This is a genomic window from Klebsiella pasteurii (genome assembly GCF_018139045.1).
Lineage (GTDB): Bacteria > Pseudomonadota > Gammaproteobacteria > Enterobacterales > Enterobacteriaceae > Klebsiella > Klebsiella grimontii.
Genome location: NZ_CP073236.1, coordinates 2,790,692 through 2,809,962 on the forward strand (window position 1 = coordinate 2,790,692; position 19,271 = coordinate 2,809,962).

The following is a 19,271-nucleotide window of genomic DNA, read 5'->3' on the forward strand; positions in this document are numbered from 1 at the left end:
CGAAACGCCACCGGGCAGCTGGATGTTTATTCCCAGAAATCACGGGCTGGGTCGAGCACCGGGCGAATGATGCCCGCACGCACCGTAAAATCGCCGAAGCCTTCACCCGCTTCGCGTTCTTTCGCCCAGCGCCCTACCAGTTCGTCGATCGAGTCGAGGATTTCCGACTCGGTAATATTTTCCCGATACATACGCGGAATACGCGTCCCGCTGCGGTTACCGCCCAGGTGCAGGTTGTAGCGGCCCGGCGCCTTACCGACCAGCCCCACTTCCGCCAGCATCGCACGGCCGCAGCCGTTCGGGCAGCCGGTGACGCGGGTAACGATATGCTCGTCGCCAACGCCATGTTTGCTCATCACCGCCTCGACTTTATCGGTAAACGACGGCAGGAAACGCTCGGCCTCCGCCATCGCCAGCGGACAGGTCGGGAACGAAACGCAGGCCATCGAGTTTTCGCGCTGCGGCGTAACGGCGTTCATCAGACCATGATCGCGCGCCAGCTTCTCGATCTTCGCCTTCTGATCTTCCGGTACGCTGGCAACGATCAGGTTCTGGTTCGCCGTAATGCGGAACTCGCCTTTGTGGATCTTCGCAATCTTCAGCAGGCCGGTTTTCAGCGGACGACCCGGATAATCAAGAATACGACCATTTTCAATAAACAGCGTCAGGTGCCAGTTATTGTCGATACCTTTCACCCAGCCGATACGATCGCCGCGGCCGGTGAACTCGTACGGACGGATCGGCTCAAACTTGATGCCCGCCCGACGCTCCACTTCCGCCTTAAAGGTCTCAACGCCCACGCGTTCGAGGGTGTATTTGGTTTTCGCGTTTTTACGATCGGTGCGGTTACCCCAGTCGCGCTGGGTCGTGACCACCGCTTCCGCCACCGCCAGGGTGTGCTCCAGCGGCAGATAGCCAAACTCGCTCGCCGTACGGGCGTAGGTTTTCTTATTGCCGTGTTCAATCGATAAACCGCCGCCGACCAGCAGGTTAAAGCCTACCAGTTTGCCATTTTCAGCAATGGCCACGAAGTTCATATCGTTCGCGTGCAGATCGATATCGTTCTGCGGCGGGATCACCACGGTGGTTTTGAACTTACGCGGCAGATAGGTCTGGCCGAGGATCGGTTCTTCATCAGTGGTGGCGACTTTCTTCTGATCCAGCCAGATTTCGGCATAAGCGCGCGTGCGCGGCAGCAGGTGCTCGGAGATCTTCTTCGCCCACTCGTAGGCTTCAGCATGCAGCTGAGACTCGTACGGGTTAGAAGTACAGAGCACGTTACGGTTCATATCGTTGGCGGTCGCCAGCGCGTCCAGCCCCACCGAATGCAGCATCTGATGCACCGGCTTGACGTTCTTCTTCAGAATGCCGTGGAACTGGAAGGTCTGACGGTTGGTCAGACGGATGCTGCCGTAAATGGTGTTATCGCCGGCGAATTTATCGATCGCCTGCCACTGTTTAGTGGTGATCACCCCGCCCGGCAGGCGGCAGCGAAGCAGCATCGCGTGACGCGGCTCCAGCTTCTGCGCCGCGCGCTCGGCGCGGATATCGCGGTCATCCTGCTGATACATACCGTGAAAACGGATCAGCAGAAAGTTATCGCCTTTAAAACCGCCGGTCAGGCCGTCGTTCAAATCTTCCGCGATGGTGCCGCGCAGGAAGTTGCTTTCGAGCTTCATGCGCTCGGCGTCAGTCAGTTTACCTTCGACCACCAGCGGGCCTGGATGTTTTTCGCTCATTAGTAGACATCTCGCTGATAACGGCGCTCAACGCGCAGCTCACTTAAAAATTCGTCCGCCGCTTCGGCGTCCATCGCGCCGTATTCGGCAATCACTTCCAGTAGCGTCTGCTCAACGTCTTTTGCCATACGATTCGCATCGCCGCAGACATAAATATGGGCGCCGTCGTTAATCCAGCGCCACAGTTCGGCCCCCTGCTCGCGCAGCTTGTCCTGAACGTAGACTTTTTGTTGTTGATCGCGGGACCAGGCCAGGTCGATGCGGCTCAGCACACCTTCTTTGACGTAGCTCTGCCACTCCACCTGATAAAGGAAATCTTCGGTAAAATGCGGGTTGCCGAAGAACAGCCAATTCTTACCTTCCGCGCCTTCCGCCGCGCGCTGCTGCATAAAGGCGCGGAACGGCGCGATGCCGGTGCCGGGGCCAATCATGATCACCGGCGTCTGCGGGTTAGCGGGCAGACGGAAGTTATCGTTATGCTCGATAAAGATGCGCACTTCGCCATCTTCTTCGACGCGGTCAGCCAGGAAGCTGGAAGCGCCGCCGGCCCGGGCGCGGCCTTCAATGTCATATCGCACCACGCCAACGGTGACGTGGACTTCGCTTTCCACTTCCGCCTGCGAAGAAGCGATAGAGTACAGGCGCGGCGTCAGCGGGCGCAGCAGGTCGACCAGCGCCTGGGCATCCAGCTGCGCCGGGGAGAAGCGCACCATATCGACAATCGGCGTGGTCGCGGCGTAATGCTGGAGCTGCGCCTTATCGCCCACCAGCGGCAGCAGGGATTCGCTGCGGGTTAAGGTGGCATAATTTTCCACGATGTTACCGGTGTTGACCGTCAGCTCGAAGTGCCACTCCAGCGCTTCGGCGAGCGGCAGCGTTTTGCCGTCAACCGTGACCGGCTCCGCGCCCGTCAGCCACAGCAGTTCCACCAGCTCTTTCACCAGAGCCGGATCGTTCTGGTACCAGACGCCCAGCGCATCGCCCGGCTGATAGCGCAGGCCAGAGTCGCCGAGGTCGATTTCAATATGGCGCACATCTTTTTCAGAATCGCGGCCGGTAATTTTTTGATTCACCGCCAGCGTCGCGGTCAGCGGCGCTTCTTTGGTATAGGGGCTGGTGTGGATCTCATTCACCGACCCGCTGGTGAGCAGCTGAGACGGCGCGGCGGCAGGGGCGCGCGCTTTCAGCACCTCAACCACCCGAGTGCGCCATTCGGCGGCGGCGGCCTGATACTCGACATCAGCGTCAACCCGGTCGAGCAGGCGTTCGCCGCCCAGTTCGGCCAGCTTGTTATCAAAATCTTTGCCGGACTGGCAGAAGAATTCATAGGAGGTATCGCCGAGGCCAAACACGGCAAATGCGGTATCGGTCAGCTTCGGCGCTTTCTTCGAAAACAGGAACTTATGCAGCGCAACGGCTTCTTCCGGCGGCTCACCTTCACCCTGCGTTGACGTCACCACGACCAGCAGCTTTTCGGAGGCAATTTGTTTGAATTTATAGTCGCCTGCGTTAACCAGCTTCACGTTCAGCTGCGCGGCCTGCAGATCATCACGCAGCGCTTCAGCCACGCGGCGGGCGTTGCCGGTTTGCGATGCCGAAATCAGGGTGATGGACGGAACTTCCGCCGCCTGGGCTGGCGCGACAGCCGCCGCGCCGGGCTGCTGATTCAGCGCGCCCCAGAAGTAACCGGAAACCCAGGCCAGCTGGGTGGGCGTGAAGTCGGTCGTGGCCGCCTGAAGGCGCGCCATTTGCTCCGGACTCAGCGGTAGCAAATTTGAAGGTGGGGCCTGTGTCGTCATGCGTCGTTATGTTCCAGTAAGCAAAGCTGTGATTCACGCCCTGTCAGCGCGATAAAACAGAAGAAAATGTATTTACTCTAAATAATTCGAGTTGCAGGCAGCGACACAGCGCCCCCCGGGAGCTTACCTGAGTAAGGGACCGGGCTGGGCGAGGCCCAAGGATGCGCCGAGTATTGCTAACGCACATGCGGCTCGAAGTATGACGAGTTGGTAGGTTAACGGTGCAAATAGTAACAACTAAATAAGGGATGGAAATAACAAATAACCAAATGAACTAACCTGTTTTAGTTATAGTTATTAACAACAAAATCGATTAAATAAGCACATGAAATATAAGAACTTAATTTGCATATGCTGGATGAATGCGTCTATTTTGTGTTCAGGGCCGTTTTAGTTAATGCGAAAAAATGTGCTTTCCGGTACCCTACGGCGGTTTTTGCCATATTGAGAATAAAAGATGTCCACCACGCTGTTTAAAGATTTCACCTTCGAAGCCGCTCACCACCTGCCGCACGTGCCGGAAGGCCATAAATGCGGTCGTCTGCACGGCCATTCATTTATGGTGCGCCTGGAGATTACCGGTGAAGTCGATCCCCATACCGGGTGGATCATGGATTTTGCCGAGCTGAAGGCCGCGTTTAAACCCATCTACGATCGCCTCGACCATTACTATCTGAACGATATTCCAGGACTGTCCAATCCGACCAGCGAAGTGCTGGCCAAATGGATCTGGGAGCAGATGAAACCGCGGGTTCCGCTGCTGAGCGCGGTGATGATCAAAGAGACCTGCACCGCAGGCTGCGTCTATCGCGGCGAGTGATTAAAGCGTTTGTGTCGGCGGTAGATATTCCTTAAATAACATCATGTTAGCTTAAGCGCTCTGGATATCTGGGGCGCAAAATGGCTGACGATTTTGATATTATTATCATCGGTGCAGGGATAGCTGGCACCGCTTGTGCTTCACGCTGCGTACGAGCAGGGCTTTTGGTCCTGCAGCTTGAACGTGGCGAACTTCCCGGCAGTAAAAATCTCTCCGGCGGCCCTCTTCATTGTCACGCCCTTGCCAAACTCCTCCCTGATTTTGAGCAATCCGCCCCCCTTGAGCGCCGAATTACCCATGAGAGCCTGGTGCTGTTGGCTGACAGCAGCGCAACAACCTGCTCCAGTCTACAGCCTAACGGTGATTCATGGAGTTTACTGCGTGCGCGGTTCACTCCAGTATGGACTATGCATGGATCTACCGCTCTATTCTGGAGAGCATTGCGCTGACACTGAAAAATAACTACGACAATATGTGCAATGAAATGAATCATTTCGCTAAACATATCATCATCACCGGCGGCGGCTCTAACAGTGACCTTTTTATGCAAATCTTTGCTGACGTGTTCAACCTTCCGGCCCAACGCAATGCCATCAACGGCTGTGCAAGTCTCGGGGCTACAATCAACACGGCTGTTGGGTCAGGCTTGTACCCATCTTACGAAACAACAATTGAAAAAATGGTCCGGGTAAAAGATGTGTCTATGCCAGTTGAATAAAACGCCGGTCGCTATGAGGCTCTCAATAAAGGCATATTCAGAGAGTTGACGCAGTATACCGACGTCATTTTGAAAAAGTCATATCAAGTGATGCACGGAAATCTGGAGAACGTTGACGCGATTCAAAGTTGGTCGAACGCATAACGCTATGCCTACTTGCGCCGGGTGAAAGCTCACCCGGCAACATTTTTCGTTGGCGTCAACAAACGCGCTACTATTGCCGATATGTCGCTATATCCTGAGTTTTTATGTTAACTCAACGCACCAGATACCCCCCATCCACCGCCAGGATATGACCATTAACGTAATCCGATGCCCGGCTCGCCAGAAAGACTGCCGCCCCCATGAGATCCTCCGCCTCTCCCCAACGACCGGCTGGAATATGCGCCAGAACCCGTCGGTTTTCCTTAGGCATGTTGCGAACGACCGCTGTCATTTCGGTTTCATAATAGCCGGGGGCAATGCCGTTAACCTGAATATTATACGGGCCCAGTTCTTCACAATAGGCTTTCGTTAAACCCACCAGCGCGTGTTTGGTTGCGGCATAGGCCGGTGACCAGCTACCGCCTAAATAAGAGAACACCGAGCAAATATTAATAATTTTACCACTACCACGCGGGACCATAACTTTAGCTGCCTCATGGCTCAGTTCGAAAGCTGCCGTCAGGTTAGTCTCAATCATCGGGTCCCAGTCTGCACGCCCAAAGCGCAGTACCTTATTTAAGCGACAAATTCCGGCATTATTCACCAGGATATCGACCGTACCGAAATGCTGGCAACACTCGGTGATAATACGCTGCGGCATGCCGTGATCGGTAATATCCGCTGGCATGAATTCCACCGCTGCCCCCTGTTGCTCAATAAGCGCTCGGGTTTGAGCGTTATCGACACGTCGGCCTGGGATAAACAGATTGGCTCCCGCCGTCGCCAGGGCAAAAGCGAGAGCCTGCCCCAGACCGCTATTGCCGCCGGTAACAATGGCAGTTTTCCCTTTGAGGGAGAAGAATTCCATGGAAAAAGCACTGGATGGAACAAATGGCAGCATGTTTAACTCGATCCTTAAGTCACCATAGGGACAGCACGCTCTGGCGGCTGATTTAAGAGCCGATGATATCATTGCCGCAGGGAGGAGGGATCTTAAGCACAGGGTTGAAACAATGCCATTTGATGAATTCATCTATGAATTTGTTTCTTGCCGGGCAGTGTTCAGTTGCCCGGCAAGAAATCAGGGATCAGGCAATATTCAGATACTTGTGCGTCTGCATGGATAAGCGCCAGTTGCGGGCAATGCAAGTTTCGATGCACAGGCGTGTCGCGTCATCTTTCTGGCTAATCGGCTGAAGCGCGATAATACGCGGCTTTTCATCGGCCAGCGTTGCCAGCAATTCATCCAGCGCTTCGATATCGCGCACGCGTCCAACCGGATGTTTAATTTCATCAGCCCGCTGTAGCGCCTGCGAGAGCACGTCATAACCGCCGCGCATGTTCACCTTTGGCGACACCGTCACCCAGGTATGAGGCGTACAGCGAACTTCATGGGTGCCGCTGGTTTCAATCTGGCAGCTAAATCCGTTTTGCTCCAGTAAAGAGGTTAACGGCGTTAAATCATGAATGCAGGGTTCACCGCCGGTAATCACCACGTGGCGGGCCGTCCAGCCCTGACGCCCGATGATAGCCAGCAGATCTTCGCTGCTCGCCGGGCCCCATTTATCGCTCTCTTTGGTTTTCGCCAGAATGCTGAACAGCGACACTTCCCGATCGGCAAGCTTATCCCAGGTATGTTTGGTATCGCACCAGGCGCAACCAACCGGGCATCCCTGTAAACGAATAAAAATGGCGGGAACGCCGGTGAAGTAACCTTCGCCTTGCAAGGTCTGGAACATCTCGTTAATCGGGTACTGCATAATCATCTCTGCTTAGGGTTGTGAACGCGCATTATCGCAGATTTGCCCGCGCAGATCTTGTCCCGCGCTGCGCTGAGTGATCGATTAAAAATACGCCAGGATGATACTCCCCGGCCGCAGACAGATGATATTATTCAGCAACGTTTTTTTATTAGCTTGATAATCATCAGGCTACTATTAAACGGTATGGATAAAATTTTTGGTGTAACAAAATATGTATAACCCTGAATGCTAAAAATAAAAAAAACCAACTTAAAAATAATAAATTTCAACGATGTACAAATGGATACATGAAATAATGAATTTATAGGATTATCTCGGGGTCAAATTCGATTCGCGGCGATATCTTTCCTTAAAATAACCTTAATAAACCGCACGTTATGTTCATTCTCCATTTAATATCCGTTTAATTTTCCGCGTCTAGAATCCAGTCAACCAATACTACTGAGACTGCATTCATGAATACATTATTAATTACTGGCGCGACCGGATTTCTGGGTGGAGCAGTGTTAGAAAGCATTCTTAATAAAATGAATGTGCCTAATCTATTACTGTTAGTTCGTGCTGATAATAGTGTAGCCGCCGTAGAACGGGTTAAGGAAAACCTGCGAAAATTCAATATTAGCGAAGAGAGATTAACGGCCCTGACGCCCGGCAACATTCTGCTGGGGGATCTGGCCAATCCGCAGCCCTTTCTCGACGATCCGCGCTTGAATCAGGTTACTCACGTGCTCAACTGCGCCGCCGTCGCCTCATTTGGTAACAATCCGCTTATCTGGAAAGTCAACGTCGAAGGTACGCTGCAGTTTGCCCGGCGGATGGCTCAGGTCAACAGCCTTCAGCGCTTTCTGCACGTGGGCACCGCGATGTCCTGCTCGCCAGATCCCGATTCGCTGGTAGCGGAAAGCACGGCGTTTCGTGAACGCGCCGAGCATCTGGTCGAGTACACACACTCTAAATCAACAATTGAATGTCTCATGCGGCAGGAGTGCCCAACGCTACCTCTGGCGATTGCCCGCCCCTCGATTGTTGTTGGCCACACTCATCACGGCTGTCAGCCCTCCAGCAGCATCTTCTGGGTGTTCAGCATGGGGCTGATGCTGCAAAAATTTATGTGTTCAATGGAAGATCGCATCGATGTGATTCCCGTCGATTACTGCGCCGATGCGCTGCTGATGCTGCTTATCAGCCCGCTGGCGCGCGGAGAGGTTGTGCATATTTCAGCGGGAGAGGAAAACAGCGTAAGGTTTGCGGATATCGATAACGCTATGGCCTCCGCCCTAGAGCAGGCGCCGGTCGGCGATAAATACGCCCAGGTCAGCTATGAAACGCTGGTCAAAATGCGCCGTGAGCTGAAGACTATTTTTGGCCCCTGCAACGAACGGCTGATGCTAAAAGCCATGCGCCTTTACGGCGCCTTCGCCACGCTTAACGTACGATTCAGCAACGACAAGCTGCTCAGCATGGGCATGCCGAAACCGCCGCGCTTTACCGATTACATTGACCGTTGCGTACAGACCACGCGCGGGCTTTCTATTCCGCAGCAAATGGCGGTAGATTTTAAGTAGTCACCGGTTTCGGGCCAAAAAAAAGCCAGCCCGAAGGCTGGCTTTTTCATATCAGAGAAAGACAGGCTTATGCCTGACCTTTGATCTCTTTACGACCGTTGTACGGTGCTTTTTCGCCCAGCGCTTCTTCGATACGAATCAGCTGGTTGTATTTAGCAACGCGGTCAGAACGGCTCATAGAACCGGTTTTGATCTGGCCTGCAGCGGTACCAACAGCCAGGTCAGCGATGGTAGCGTCTTCAGTTTCGCCTGAACGGTGAGAGATAACGGCAGTGTAGCCAGCGTCTTTCGCCATTTTGATCGCAGCCAGAGTTTCGGTCAGAGAACCGATCTGGTTGAATTTGATCAGGATGGAGTTAACGATGCCTTTCTCGATACCTTCTTTCAGGATCTTGGTGTTGGTTACGAACAGATCGTCACCAACCAGCTGGATTTTGTCGCCCAGTACTTTAGTCTGGTATGCGAAACCGTCCCAGTCAGATTCGTCCAGGCCATCTTCGATGGAGACGATCGGGTACTGTTTGGTCAGCTCTTCCAGGAAGTGGGTGAATTCTTCAGAGGTGAACGCTTTGTTGCCTTCGCCGGCCAGAACGTATTTACCGTCTTTGTAGAATTCAGAAGCCGCGCAGTCCATCGCCAGAGTGATGTCTTTGCCCAGCTCGTAGCCAGCAGCTTTAACCGCTTCAGCGATAACAGCCAGCGCTTCAGCGTTGGAACCCAGGTTCGGCGCGTAGCCGCCTTCGTCGCCAACAGCGGTGTTCATACCTTTAGCTTTCAGAACTTTAGCCAGGTTGTGGAACACTTCAGAACCCATACGTACGGCTTCTTTCAGGGATTTAGCGCCAACCGGCTGAATCATAAATTCCTGGATGTCGACGTTGTTGTCAGCGTGCTCGCCGCCGTTGATGATGTTCATCATCGGAACCGGCATGGAGTATTTGCCCGGGGTGCCGTTCAGCTCAGCGATGTGCTCATAGAGCGGCTGACCTTTAGAAGCAGCGGCAGCTTTGGCGTTAGCCAGAGATACGGCCAGGATAGCGTTCGCACCGAAGTTAGATTTGTTTTCAGTACCGTCCAGGTCGATCATGATTTTGTCGATGCCAGCCTGATCTTTGGCGTCTTTGCCAAGGATTGCCTGAGCGATCGGGCCGTTAACAGCGCCAACGGCTTTCAGTACGCCTTTACCCATGAAACGGGATTTGTCGCCATCGCGCAGTTCCAGCGCTTCGCGGGAGCCAGTAGAAGCACCTGACGGAGCAGCTGCCATACCGACGAAACCACCTTCCAGGTGTACTTCGGCTTCAACAGTCGGGTTACCACGGGAGTCGATGATTTCACGACCGATGACTTTAACGATTTTGGACATTAGGTTTTCCTCAGTACAAGTTAAACTAAAACTCCAGACAAACAATGCACCCGGATGGGTGCATTGCCGTTCTAACTCTTTTACTTCGCCTGACGCTTCTGGTACTCGCTAGCGGCTTTCACAAAGCCTGCAAACAGCGGATGGCCATCGCGCGGCGTCGAAGTAAACTCCGGATGGAACTGACAGGCGACAAACCACGGATGGTTAGGCACCTCGATGATCTCGACCAACTGATCATCCCCGGAACGGCCCGCAATACGCAGGCCCGCATTTTCAATCGGCTTCAACAGCATATTGTTGACTTCGTAGCGGTGACGATGGCGTTCGGTAATGGTTGGCTCACCGTACAGCTGGCGCACCAGGCTATCCTCACCCAGCTGGCACTGCTGCGCGCCAAGGCGCATCGTGCCGCCGAGGTCGCTCTTATCAGAGCGCACTTCGACATTACCGTCTTCATCACGCCATTCGGTAATCAGGGCCACAACCGGGTACTTACAGTCTGGCACAAATTCCGTTGAGTTGGCGTTTTCCATCCCCGCTACGTTGCGCGCGAACTCAATCAGCGCAACCTGCATACCCAGGCAAATGCCCAGATAAGGAATGTTGTTTTCACGCGCATAGCGCGCGGTGGCAATCTTACCTTCAACGCCGCGATAGCCGAAGCCACCAGGGATCAGGATAGCGTCTAAATTCTTCAGAATTTCGACTCCGCGCGTTTCCACATCCTGCGAATCAATCAGCTTGATGTTGACGGTAACGCGATTTTTCAGACCGCCGTGTTTCAGCGCTTCAATCACCGATTTGTAGGCGTCCGGCAGTTCAATATACTTGCCGACCATACCAATGGTGACTTCACCTGCCGGGTTCGCTTCTTCATAGATAACCTGTTCCCATTCGGCCAGGTTTGCTTCCGGACAGTTTAAGCTGAATCGTTTACAAATATAATCGTCCAGCCCCTGCGATTTCAACAGGCCCGGAATTTTATAAATGGAATCGACATCTTTCATCGAAATAACGGCTTTTTCTGGCACATTGCAGAACAATGCAATTTTGGCACGTTCGTTCGCCGGAATGGCGCGATCGGAGCGACAGACCAGGATGTCAGGCTGAATACCGATGGAAAGCAGTTCTTTAACGGAGTGCTGGGTCGGCTTGGTTTTGACTTCACCCGCGGCGGCCATGTACGGCACCAGGGTCAGGTGCATAAACAGCGCGTTTTCACGACCGATATCTACCGCCAGCTGGCGAATCGCTTCAAGGAACGGCAGCGACTCAATATCGCCAACGGTGCCGCCGATTTCTACCAGCACAACATCATGGCCTTCGCCGCCCGCCAGCACGCGCTCTTTGATCGCGTTGGTGATGTGCGGAATAACCTGAACGGTGGCGCCCAGATAGTCGCCACGACGCTCTTTGCGCAGGACGTCAGAGTAAATACGGCCCGTGGTGAAGTTGTTGCGACGGGTCATCTTGGTACGAATGAAACGCTCGTAGTGACCCAGGTCCAGATCGGTTTCAGCGCCGTCTTCAGTAACGAACACTTCCCCGTGTTGGATTGGGCTCATGGTGCCCGGATCGACGTTGATGTACGGATCCAGTTTCATCATGGTCACGTTAAGCCCGCGGGCTTCGAGAATGGCTGCGAGGGAAGCTGCGGCAATGCCTTTACCCAGAGAGGATACGACCCCGCCGGTCACAAAAATATAGTTCGTTGTCATGCTGAACCTGAGAAGTTAGGTTTAAAAGACGATGGAATAACCAGGACGGGAAAGCAGTATACCCGATCATGACTGACGCCACAAACTTTCATTATCCCTCCTTTTCATCAGGCCCACACAAACGCAGGGAGTGAGAAAATAGCCGCTTTTGGCGAAATGTTTTTGACGTAAATCAAGCGCTTGTTATTTAAAAAATCACACAAATAGCGCTTGATCACGAAAACTCTTTAGAGATCAGTTTCCTGGCGTTTTACTTCCTGCCATACCTCCTCCATAGTATCGAGGTCAACGCCGGTCATTTCCAGGCCGCGCGCGGCGACAATCCGCTCTACTTCGCGGAACCGACGCTCAAACTTCAGGTTGGCTTTTTGCAGGGCAACTTCGGCTTTTACCCCTAAATGGCGGGATAAATTGACCGTCGCAAACAGCAGGTCGCCCACTTCCTCCTCCAGTTTAGCTTCATCCACCACCGCCTGCTGCGCTTCGTGCATGACTTCGTCTATTTCTTCGTGCACTTTGTCCAGCACCGGCCCCAGAGAAGTCCAGTCAAAGCCTACCGCCGAGCAGCGTTTCTGGATTTTATGCGCGCGCATCAGCGCCGGCAGACTATGCGGAATATCGTCCAGCGCCGAGTGCTGGGACTTTTCCGCTCGCTCTGCGCTTTTGATCTGCTCCCATCGGGCCAGCACTTCGCTGCTGTTCCCGGCGGACGCATCGCCGAAAATATGCGGATGGCGGCGCTCCAGCTTGTCGCCGATCGCGGCGCAGATATCGTTAAAATCAAAGCGCCCCTCTTCCTGCGCCATCTGAGCGTAGAAGACGACCTGGAACAGCAGGTCGCCTAATTCACCGCGCAGATCGTCAAAATCTTCGCGGGCAATCGCGTCGAGCACTTCATAGGTTTCTTCGAGGGTATACGGGGCGATGGTGGCAAAAGTCTGCTCTTTGTCCCACGGGCAGCCGTTTTCCGGATCGCGCAGACGCTGCATAATGCCGAGCAGGCGGTCGATTTGGCTCATTGTCGTTTCCATTAAAGAATCAGGCCGGGGCGACCCCGGCCGACATAAAGAAAGTGAAGTTAACCGCCGTGCAGGCGACGGGCGTCGATGACATCCGGTACCTGATTCAGTTTACCCAGCACGCGGCCCAGCACCTGCAGGTTGTAGATCTCAATGGTCATATCGATCGTCGCCAGTTGCTGTTTGGTATCGCTGCGGCTGGCCACGCCGAGCACGTTAACTTTCTCATTGGCGAGAATGGTGGTGATATCGCGCAGCAGGCCGCTGCGATCGTTGGCCTGCACGCGCACCACCAGCGAGTAGCCCGCCGAGTAGCTCTCTCCCCACACCGCGTCAACGATACGCTCGGGAGCGTGAGACTGCAGTTCGGCGAGCTGATCGCAATCCGCGCGGTGCACCGAGATCCCTCGGCCTTGGGTGATAAAGCCCACGATCTCGTCGCCGGGAATCGGCTGGCAGCAGCGCGCAATATGGTGCATCAGGTTGCCGACCCCTTCCACCACCACGCGACCATTGTCTTTGCTGCGATTCTGCGGAGCATGGGTTTTCTGCTGCAGCTGCTTTAACGCCGCCGCATCCTGCTCCGCTGCGCTGGGCTTATTAAACTGCGCCTGCAGGAAGTTAACCATCTGGTTGAGGCGAATATCGCCGCCGCCAATCGCTGCCAGCAGTTCGTCCTGCTCGTTGAAGTTGTAGCGCGGCAGCAGATGCTTTTCCGCCTCCTTCAGGCTAATGCCCAGGTGTTCAAGCTCGTCATCGAGGATCTGCCGCCCGGCAAGAATATTCTTGTCGCGATCCTGCTTGCGGAACCAGGCGTGTATTTTGGAACGCCCGCGGCTGGTGGTAACGTAGCCGAGGTTCGGGTTCAGCCAGTCGCGGCTTGGGTTGGGCTGCTTCTGGGTGATAATTTCAATCTGGTCGCCCATCTGCAGCTGATAGGTAAACGGCACAATTCGCCCGCTGATTTTCGCCCCGATGCAGCGGTGGCCGACATCGCTGTGAATATGGTAGGCAAAATCGAGCGGCGTCGAACCGGAAGGTAAGTCCACCACGTCGCCCTTCGGCGTAAAGACGTAAACCCGGTCGTCAAAGACCTGGCTACGCACCTCATCCAGCATCTCGCCGGAATCGGCCATCTCTTCCTGCCAGGCAATCAGTTTACGCAGCCACGCAATACGATCTTCATAGCCGCGCCCGCCGCTGGCCGCTGCGCTGGCACCCTCTTTATACTTCCAGTGCGCGGCCACGCCCAGCTCGGCATCTTCATGCATCTGGCGGGTACGGATCTGAATTTCAATCGTTTTACCGCCGGGACCCAACACGACAGTATGAATTGACTGATAGCCATTAGGCTTGGGATTGGCGACGTAATCATCAAACTCGTCCGGCAGGTGGCGGTAGTGAGTATGCACTATCCCCAGCGCGGCGTAGCAATCCTGCAGGCGCTCGGCGACGATACGCACCGCCCGCACGTCAAACAGCTCGTCGAAGGCGAGATGTTTTTTCTGCATTTTGCGCCAGATGCTGTAGATATGCTTGGGACGCCCGTAGACCTCGGCTTTGACGCCCTCGGTTTTCATCTCCGTGCGTAAGTGCCCTACGAATTCGTCAATGTAATGCTCACGATCGATGCGCCGCTCGTGCAGCAGTTTAGCAATCCGCTTATATTCCGCCGGGTGCAGATAGCGGAAGCAGTAATCCTCAAGCTCCCACTTGAGCTGGCCGATCCCCAGGCGGTTGGCCAGCGGCGCGTAGATGTTGGTACACTCTTTCGCCGCAAGCACGCGCTCATCTTCCGGCGCATCTTTCACCTCGCGCAGATGGGCAATACGCTCGGCGATCTTAATCACCACGCAGCGGAAATCATCGACCATCGCCAACAGCATGCGGCGGATGTTATCCACCTGTTCAGAGGAGACCGAATCGGTATGGGTGGCTTTAAGCTGGCGTATCGCGGCCATGTCCCGCACGCCGTGGATCAGGGTCACGACGGATTTCCCGACGCTCTCCTGCATAATTTCTTCGCTGACGACGTTGCCATCTGCCAAAGGGAACAGCATCGCCGCCCGCAGCGTATCGATATCCATGCTGAGCATGGAGAGAATTTCCACCATCTCCACGCCGCGCCACAGCAGGAGGTCGGCCTGCGGATGCCCCTGCGTTTTCTCTCGACAATAATCCCAGGTTTCGGCTAAGCGTTCACACGACTGCTGGCTGGAAATTCCCAGACTCGCGATCCATTTCTTCGGGTCAAATTCACCAGCTTTATTTAAATGTGCACTTCTTACCGCAACCATTGTCCTCTCCTTAAGGGACCGCCTGCCGAAGTCGGCAAGCCTCAACTTTTACACTTCATCCTTCAAACCGCGTCAACGTTGGCTTTCGTTTTTTATCTCAGTCACCTGCTTCTGAGGATGCCGCTTCAATGCGATTTGAAGAATTGTTGTGCTCAAACAACACCATTGATTCCAGATGTCCGGTATGCGGGAACATATCCAGCATCGCCAGGCGTTGAATGGTATATCCCGCCTGCAATAAAACGTCGCTATCGCGCGCTAGCGTCGCCGGGTTACATGAAACATACACCACCCGACGCGGCGCTAATTTTATAATATGTAACATCACGCCCGCCGCGCCGGCGCGTGCCGGATCGAGCAGGACTTTATCAAAACCGTGCTTCGCCCACGCCTGGCGGGTCACGTCCTCTTCCAGGTTTTCATGAAAGAAAGTCACATTATGTAACGCGTTCAACGCCGCGTTCTCTCTCGCCTTCACGACCAGCGCGGGAACCCCTTCCACGCCAACCACCTGCGCCGCACGCTTCGCCAGCGGCAGGGTAAAGTTGCCCATGCCGCAAAAGAGGTCCAGAACGCGATCCTGAGGCTGGATATCCAGCCATTCCAGCGCCGTGCGCACCATCAGCTGGTTTACGCCATCGTTCACCTGGATAAAATCGCGCGGACTGAACACTAAGCGTAGACCGTCCGAGGTGTACCAGGGGGCCTCCCCGCGAATATGTTCCAGTATCTCGCTTTGCGGGGCGAGATACAGGGAAAGACCGTGAGATTGCGAAAAACGTTCCAGCTTTACTTTATCCGCCGCCGGAAGGGCCGCGGTATGGCGCAACACCATCAGCGGGCCGTTATCCGCCTGCACCAGCTCCACGTGCCCAAGCTGGCGCACCGATTGCAATTCGTTAAGACATTCACGCACCGCAGGCAGCAGCGCACCAAGATCAGGCACCAAAACGGGGCACTGCACCACATCGACGATTTCGCTGGCGCCCGCCTTGCGGAAGCCCATCTGTAATTGTTGGGACTTTGGCTGATAATTCAAGCTCAGACGCGCCCGGCGACGATAGCCCCACGGCGCAGCGGCTATAATGTCATCAACGTCGCGCTTCATTAGCCTTGCGAGCGCGGCGCGTTTGCTCTGCTGCTGCAGCGCGACGCTGGCATGCTGCTGCTGACACCCGCCGCAGACGCCAAAATGCGGGCAGCGCGGCGTCTGCCGCTGCGGGCTATCGCTAAGACGGCGTTTAACCTGGGCGCGGGCGTACTGTTTTTTATCTTCGACCACCACAACTTCAGCCTGCTCCTGCGGCAATAAGCCGCTCACAAACAGCGCTTTACCCTGGTGACGCGCAACGCCCTGGCCGAAGGGGTCAAGGTCATTTACTGTAACGGTTATGATCTGGCGCGTCGTCACACGCCGTTTTGCAGAGTAGAATTGCGCCATCGTAGAGATTTGTCTCAATTAAATATACTGACTCTATATACGAGTCCGGTCAGGATCAGCGGGAGTAACCAACGCACCAGCCGCCTGAAAGATGATATGTATATTCTCCCATAATGGAACCGCATGACCAACTACAGCCTTCGTGCCCGCATGATGATTCTTATTCTGGCGCCTACCGTCCTGATCGGTTTGCTGCTCAGTATTTTCTTCGTCGCACACCGCTATAACGACCTACAGCGCCAGTTAGAAGATGCCGGGGCCAGTATTATCGAACCGCTGGCGGTCTCCAGTGAATATGGCATGAATTTGCAAAACCGCGAGTCAATCGGGCAGCTTATCAGCGTGCTGCATCGCCGCCACTCCGATATTGTGCGCGCCATTTCCATCTACGACTCGCAAAACAGGCTGTTTGTCACCTCTAACTTTCAGCTCGATCCCGGCGAACTGCAGCTACCAAAAGGGATCCCCTTTCCCCGCCGTTTAAGCGTGTTTCGCCACGGCGATTTGATGATTTTGCGAACCCCTATCGTCTCGGAAAGCTATTCACCAGACGAATCACCGGGAAGCGATGCCAAGATGCCGGGCAATATGCTCGGCTACGTGGCGCTGGAGCTGGATCTCAAATCGGTGCGGCTGCAGCAGTATAAAGAGATCTTTATCTCCAGCGTGATGATGCTGTTCTGTATCGGTATTGCGCTGATCTTCGGCTGGCGACTTATGCGCGACGTGACCGGGCCGATCCGCAATATGGTGAATACCGTTGACCGCATCCGCCGCGGCCAGCTTGATAGCCGCGTTGAAGGTTTTATGCTCGGCGAGCTGGACATGCTCAAAAACGGCATCAACTCCATGGCGATGTCGCTGGCGGCCTACCACGAAGAGATGCAGCATAACGTCGATCAGGCCACTTCCGACCTGCGTGAAACGCTTGAGCAGATGGAAATCCAGAATGTCGAGCTGGACCTGGCGAAAAAACGCGCGCAGGAAGCAGCGCGCATCAAATCCGAATTCCTCGCCAATATGTCCCACGAGCTGCGTACTCCGCTCAACGGCGTCATTGGCTTTACGCGTCTGACGCTGAAAACCGATTTAAATACCACCCAGCGCGATCATCTGACCACCATTGAGCGTTCCGCGAACAATCTGCTGGCCATTATTAACGATGTTCTGGACTTCTCTAAGCTTGAAGCCGGTAAGCTCATTCTGGAGAGCATCCCGTTCCTGTTGCGCACCTCGCTGGACGAGGTGGTCACGCTGCTGGCGCACTCGGCGCACGACAAAGGACTGGAGCTGACGCTGAATATCAAAAATGATGTCCCGGATAACGTCATTGGCGACCCGCTGCGCCTGCAGCAAATTATTACCAACCTGATGGGTAACGCCATCAAGTTCACCGAACACGGCAATATTGACGTGCTGGTGGAACAGCGCGCCATCAGCAATTCGCGAGTCCAAATCGAAGTCCAGATCCACGATACCGGTATCGGCATTCCGGAGCGCGATCAGTCGCGTCTGTTCCAGGCGTTCCGCCAGGCCGACGCCAGCATTTCCCGTCGCCACGGCGGAACCGGCCTCGGGCTGGTCATCACCCAGCGGCTGGTGAAGGAGATGGGCGGCGATATCTCCTTCCACAGCCAGCCTAATCGCGGCTCGACGTTCTGGTTCCATATCAGCCTCGACCTCAACCCCAACGCGGTTCCCGATAGCGTGCCGACCCAGTGCCTGGCGGGTAAAAAACTGGCCTATATCGAAGCCAATGCGGCGGCAGCGCAGAGCACGATGGAGCTACTGGCGACAACGCCGCTGGAGGTGGTCTATAGTCCGACGATGACGGCCCTACCGGATGCCCACTACGATATCCTGCTGGCGGGCATTCCCGTATCAATACGCGACCTGAGCCAGCATCGCGATAAGCTGGCAAGGGCCTGCAAGCTTGCCGATCACCTGGTGCTAGCCCTGCCGTGCCACGCCCAGGTCAGCGCCGAAACGCTGCGCCAGGACGGCATTGCCGCCTGTTTGCTGAAGCCACTGACCTCAACGCGCTTACTGCCGGCGCTGACGGCCTCCTGCCAGGCGCAGCCAACGACTCTACCGCCGCGTGCCGATAGTAAGAAGCTACCGATGACGGTCATGGCCGTTGATGACAATCCGGCAAATCTCAAACTCATCGGCGCGCTGTTGGAGGATTTAGTCCAGCATGTCATCCTCTGCGACAGCGGCCAGCACGCCGTCGAACAGGCCAGAGAAACGCAGCAGGATCTGATTCTGATGGATATTCAAATGCCGGAAATGGACGGTATCCGCGCATGCGAACTGATTCACCAGCTCCCCCACCAGCAGCAAACGCCGGTGATCGCCGTGACGGCCCACGCCCTCGAGGGGCAGCGTGAGAAATTACTCAAAGCGGGAATGAACGACTATCTGGCGAAACCCATTGAGGAAGATAAGCTCCACAGCTTGCTGCTGCGCTATCAGCCGGGAAAGGCGGCGCCGCCGCAGGTCGCCGCGGAGCCTGCGGAGCCGCCCGTCAATCATAATGTCACTCTCGACTGGCAGCTGGCGCTGCGTCAGGCGGCGATGAAACCGGACCTGGCGCGGGAAATGCTGCAGATGCTGCTCGCCTTTATGCCTGAAGTGCGTAACAAGGTGGAAGAACAGCTGGTGGGAGAACAGCCGGAAGGGGTACTGGATTTAGTGCATAAGCTGCACGGCAGCTGTAGCTATAGCGGCGTGCCGCGTCTGAAGAAACTGTGTCACACCATTGAGAGCCAGCTGCGCGCGGGCACCGCCGCCGAGGAGCTGGAACCAGAGTTTCTGGAGCTGCTGGATGAAATGGACAACGTCGCGCGGGAAGCCTGTAAGCTACTGGGAATTTAAAACGC

Annotated in this window: 12 protein-coding genes and 2 pseudogenes; 5 read left to right on the forward strand and 9 right to left on the reverse strand. The window is 55.0% G+C overall.

Annotated elements, in window-relative coordinates; translation table 11 throughout:
* Positions 1-26: 26 nt before the first annotated feature.
* Both cysI and cysJ read right to left on the reverse strand, forming a co-directional pair.
* A complete protein-coding gene (gene cysI / locus KCG39_RS13070; RefSeq protein ID WP_142468453.1) occupies positions 27-1,739 on the reverse strand; it encodes an assimilatory sulfite reductase (NADPH) hemoprotein subunit in 1,713 nt (570 codons plus the stop codon).
* Positions 1,739-3,538, reverse strand: coding sequence for an NADPH-dependent assimilatory sulfite reductase flavoprotein subunit (cysJ, locus tag KCG39_RS13075; RefSeq protein ID WP_004124310.1), 1,800 nt, complete (start codon positions 3,536-3,538; stop codon positions 1,739-1,741). The genes cysI and cysJ overlap by 1 nt, the downstream gene beginning before the upstream one ends.
* Positions 3,539-3,995: 457 nt before the next feature.
* On the opposite strand from cysJ, the gene queD reads away from it, so the two are divergent.
* From queD to KCG39_RS13090, 3 genes and pseudogenes are all read left to right on the forward strand, one after another.
* Entirely contained in the window at positions 3,996-4,358 is a 363-nt protein-coding gene (gene queD / locus KCG39_RS13080; RefSeq protein WP_004853637.1) for a 6-carboxytetrahydropterin synthase QueD, read from the forward strand.
* A gap of 80 nt (positions 4,359-4,438) precedes the next feature.
* A pseudogene (locus KCG39_RS13085) lies at positions 4,439-4,756 on the forward strand (FAD-dependent oxidoreductase); the annotation flags it as partial.
* Positions 4,753-5,220, forward strand: a pseudogene (locus tag KCG39_RS13090) (FGGY-family carbohydrate kinase); the annotation flags it as partial. The pseudogenes KCG39_RS13085 and KCG39_RS13090, both read left to right, overlap by 4 nt.
* A 112-nt stretch (positions 5,221-5,332) precedes the next feature.
* On the opposite strand, the gene KCG39_RS13095 reads toward KCG39_RS13090, so the two are convergent.
* Entirely contained in the window at positions 5,333-6,088 is a 756-nt protein-coding gene (locus tag KCG39_RS13095; RefSeq protein WP_032742195.1) for an SDR family oxidoreductase, read from the reverse strand.
* A gap of 220 nt (positions 6,089-6,308) precedes the next feature.
* Positions 6,309-6,980 carry a 7-carboxy-7-deazaguanine synthase QueE gene (gene queE / locus KCG39_RS13100; RefSeq protein WP_004124321.1) on the reverse strand — a complete coding sequence of 224 codons (672 nt, stop codon included), beginning with the start codon at positions 6,978-6,980 and terminating at the stop codon, positions 6,309-6,311.
* A 458-nt stretch (positions 6,981-7,438) separates the two neighbouring features.
* On the opposite strand from queE, the gene KCG39_RS13105 reads away from it, so the two are divergent.
* Positions 7,439-8,548: an SDR family oxidoreductase gene (locus KCG39_RS13105; protein ID WP_142468454.1), complete on the forward strand. Its 1,110-nt coding sequence runs from the start codon at positions 7,439-7,441 to the stop codon at positions 8,546-8,548.
* 67 nt (positions 8,549-8,615) lie between these two features.
* Here the strand turns inward: KCG39_RS13105 and eno are convergent, their stop codons facing one another.
* From eno to rlmD, 5 genes are all read right to left on the reverse strand, one after another.
* Positions 8,616-9,914, reverse strand: a complete 1,299-nt coding sequence (gene eno / locus KCG39_RS13110) for a phosphopyruvate hydratase (RefSeq protein ID WP_004124327.1) — start codon at positions 9,912-9,914, stop codon at positions 8,616-8,618.
* A gap of 80 nt (positions 9,915-9,994) precedes the next feature.
* Positions 9,995-11,632: a glutamine hydrolyzing CTP synthase gene (gene pyrG / locus KCG39_RS13115; protein WP_004124328.1), complete on the reverse strand. Its 1,638-nt coding sequence runs from the start codon at positions 11,630-11,632 to the stop codon at positions 9,995-9,997.
* A gap of 227 nt (positions 11,633-11,859) precedes the next feature.
* Complete coding sequence (gene mazG, locus KCG39_RS13120) at positions 11,860-12,651, reverse strand: nucleoside triphosphate pyrophosphohydrolase (protein ID WP_004124331.1); 792 nt, start codon at positions 12,649-12,651, stop codon at positions 11,860-11,862.
* A gap of 59 nt (positions 12,652-12,710) precedes the next feature.
* The gene (gene relA, locus KCG39_RS13125; protein ID WP_004124338.1) at positions 12,711-14,948 is read right to left on the reverse strand and encodes a GTP diphosphokinase; all 2,238 of its coding nucleotides are present in this window, start codon (positions 14,946-14,948) and stop codon (positions 12,711-12,713) included.
* A 97-nt stretch (positions 14,949-15,045) separates the two neighbouring features.
* Positions 15,046-16,389, reverse strand: coding sequence for a 23S rRNA (uracil(1939)-C(5))-methyltransferase RlmD (gene rlmD / locus KCG39_RS13130; protein ID WP_004124340.1), 1,344 nt, complete (start codon positions 16,387-16,389; stop codon positions 15,046-15,048).
* Positions 16,390-16,512: 123 nt separating this feature from the next.
* Here rlmD and barA point away from each other — a divergent pair, with 123 nt between their 5' ends.
* Positions 16,513-19,266 (forward strand): two-component sensor histidine kinase BarA, encoded by a 2,754-nt coding sequence (gene barA / locus KCG39_RS13135; RefSeq protein ID WP_004124345.1) that lies wholly within the window; start codon positions 16,513-16,515, stop codon positions 19,264-19,266.
* The last annotated feature ends 5 nt before the right edge of the window (positions 19,267-19,271 follow it).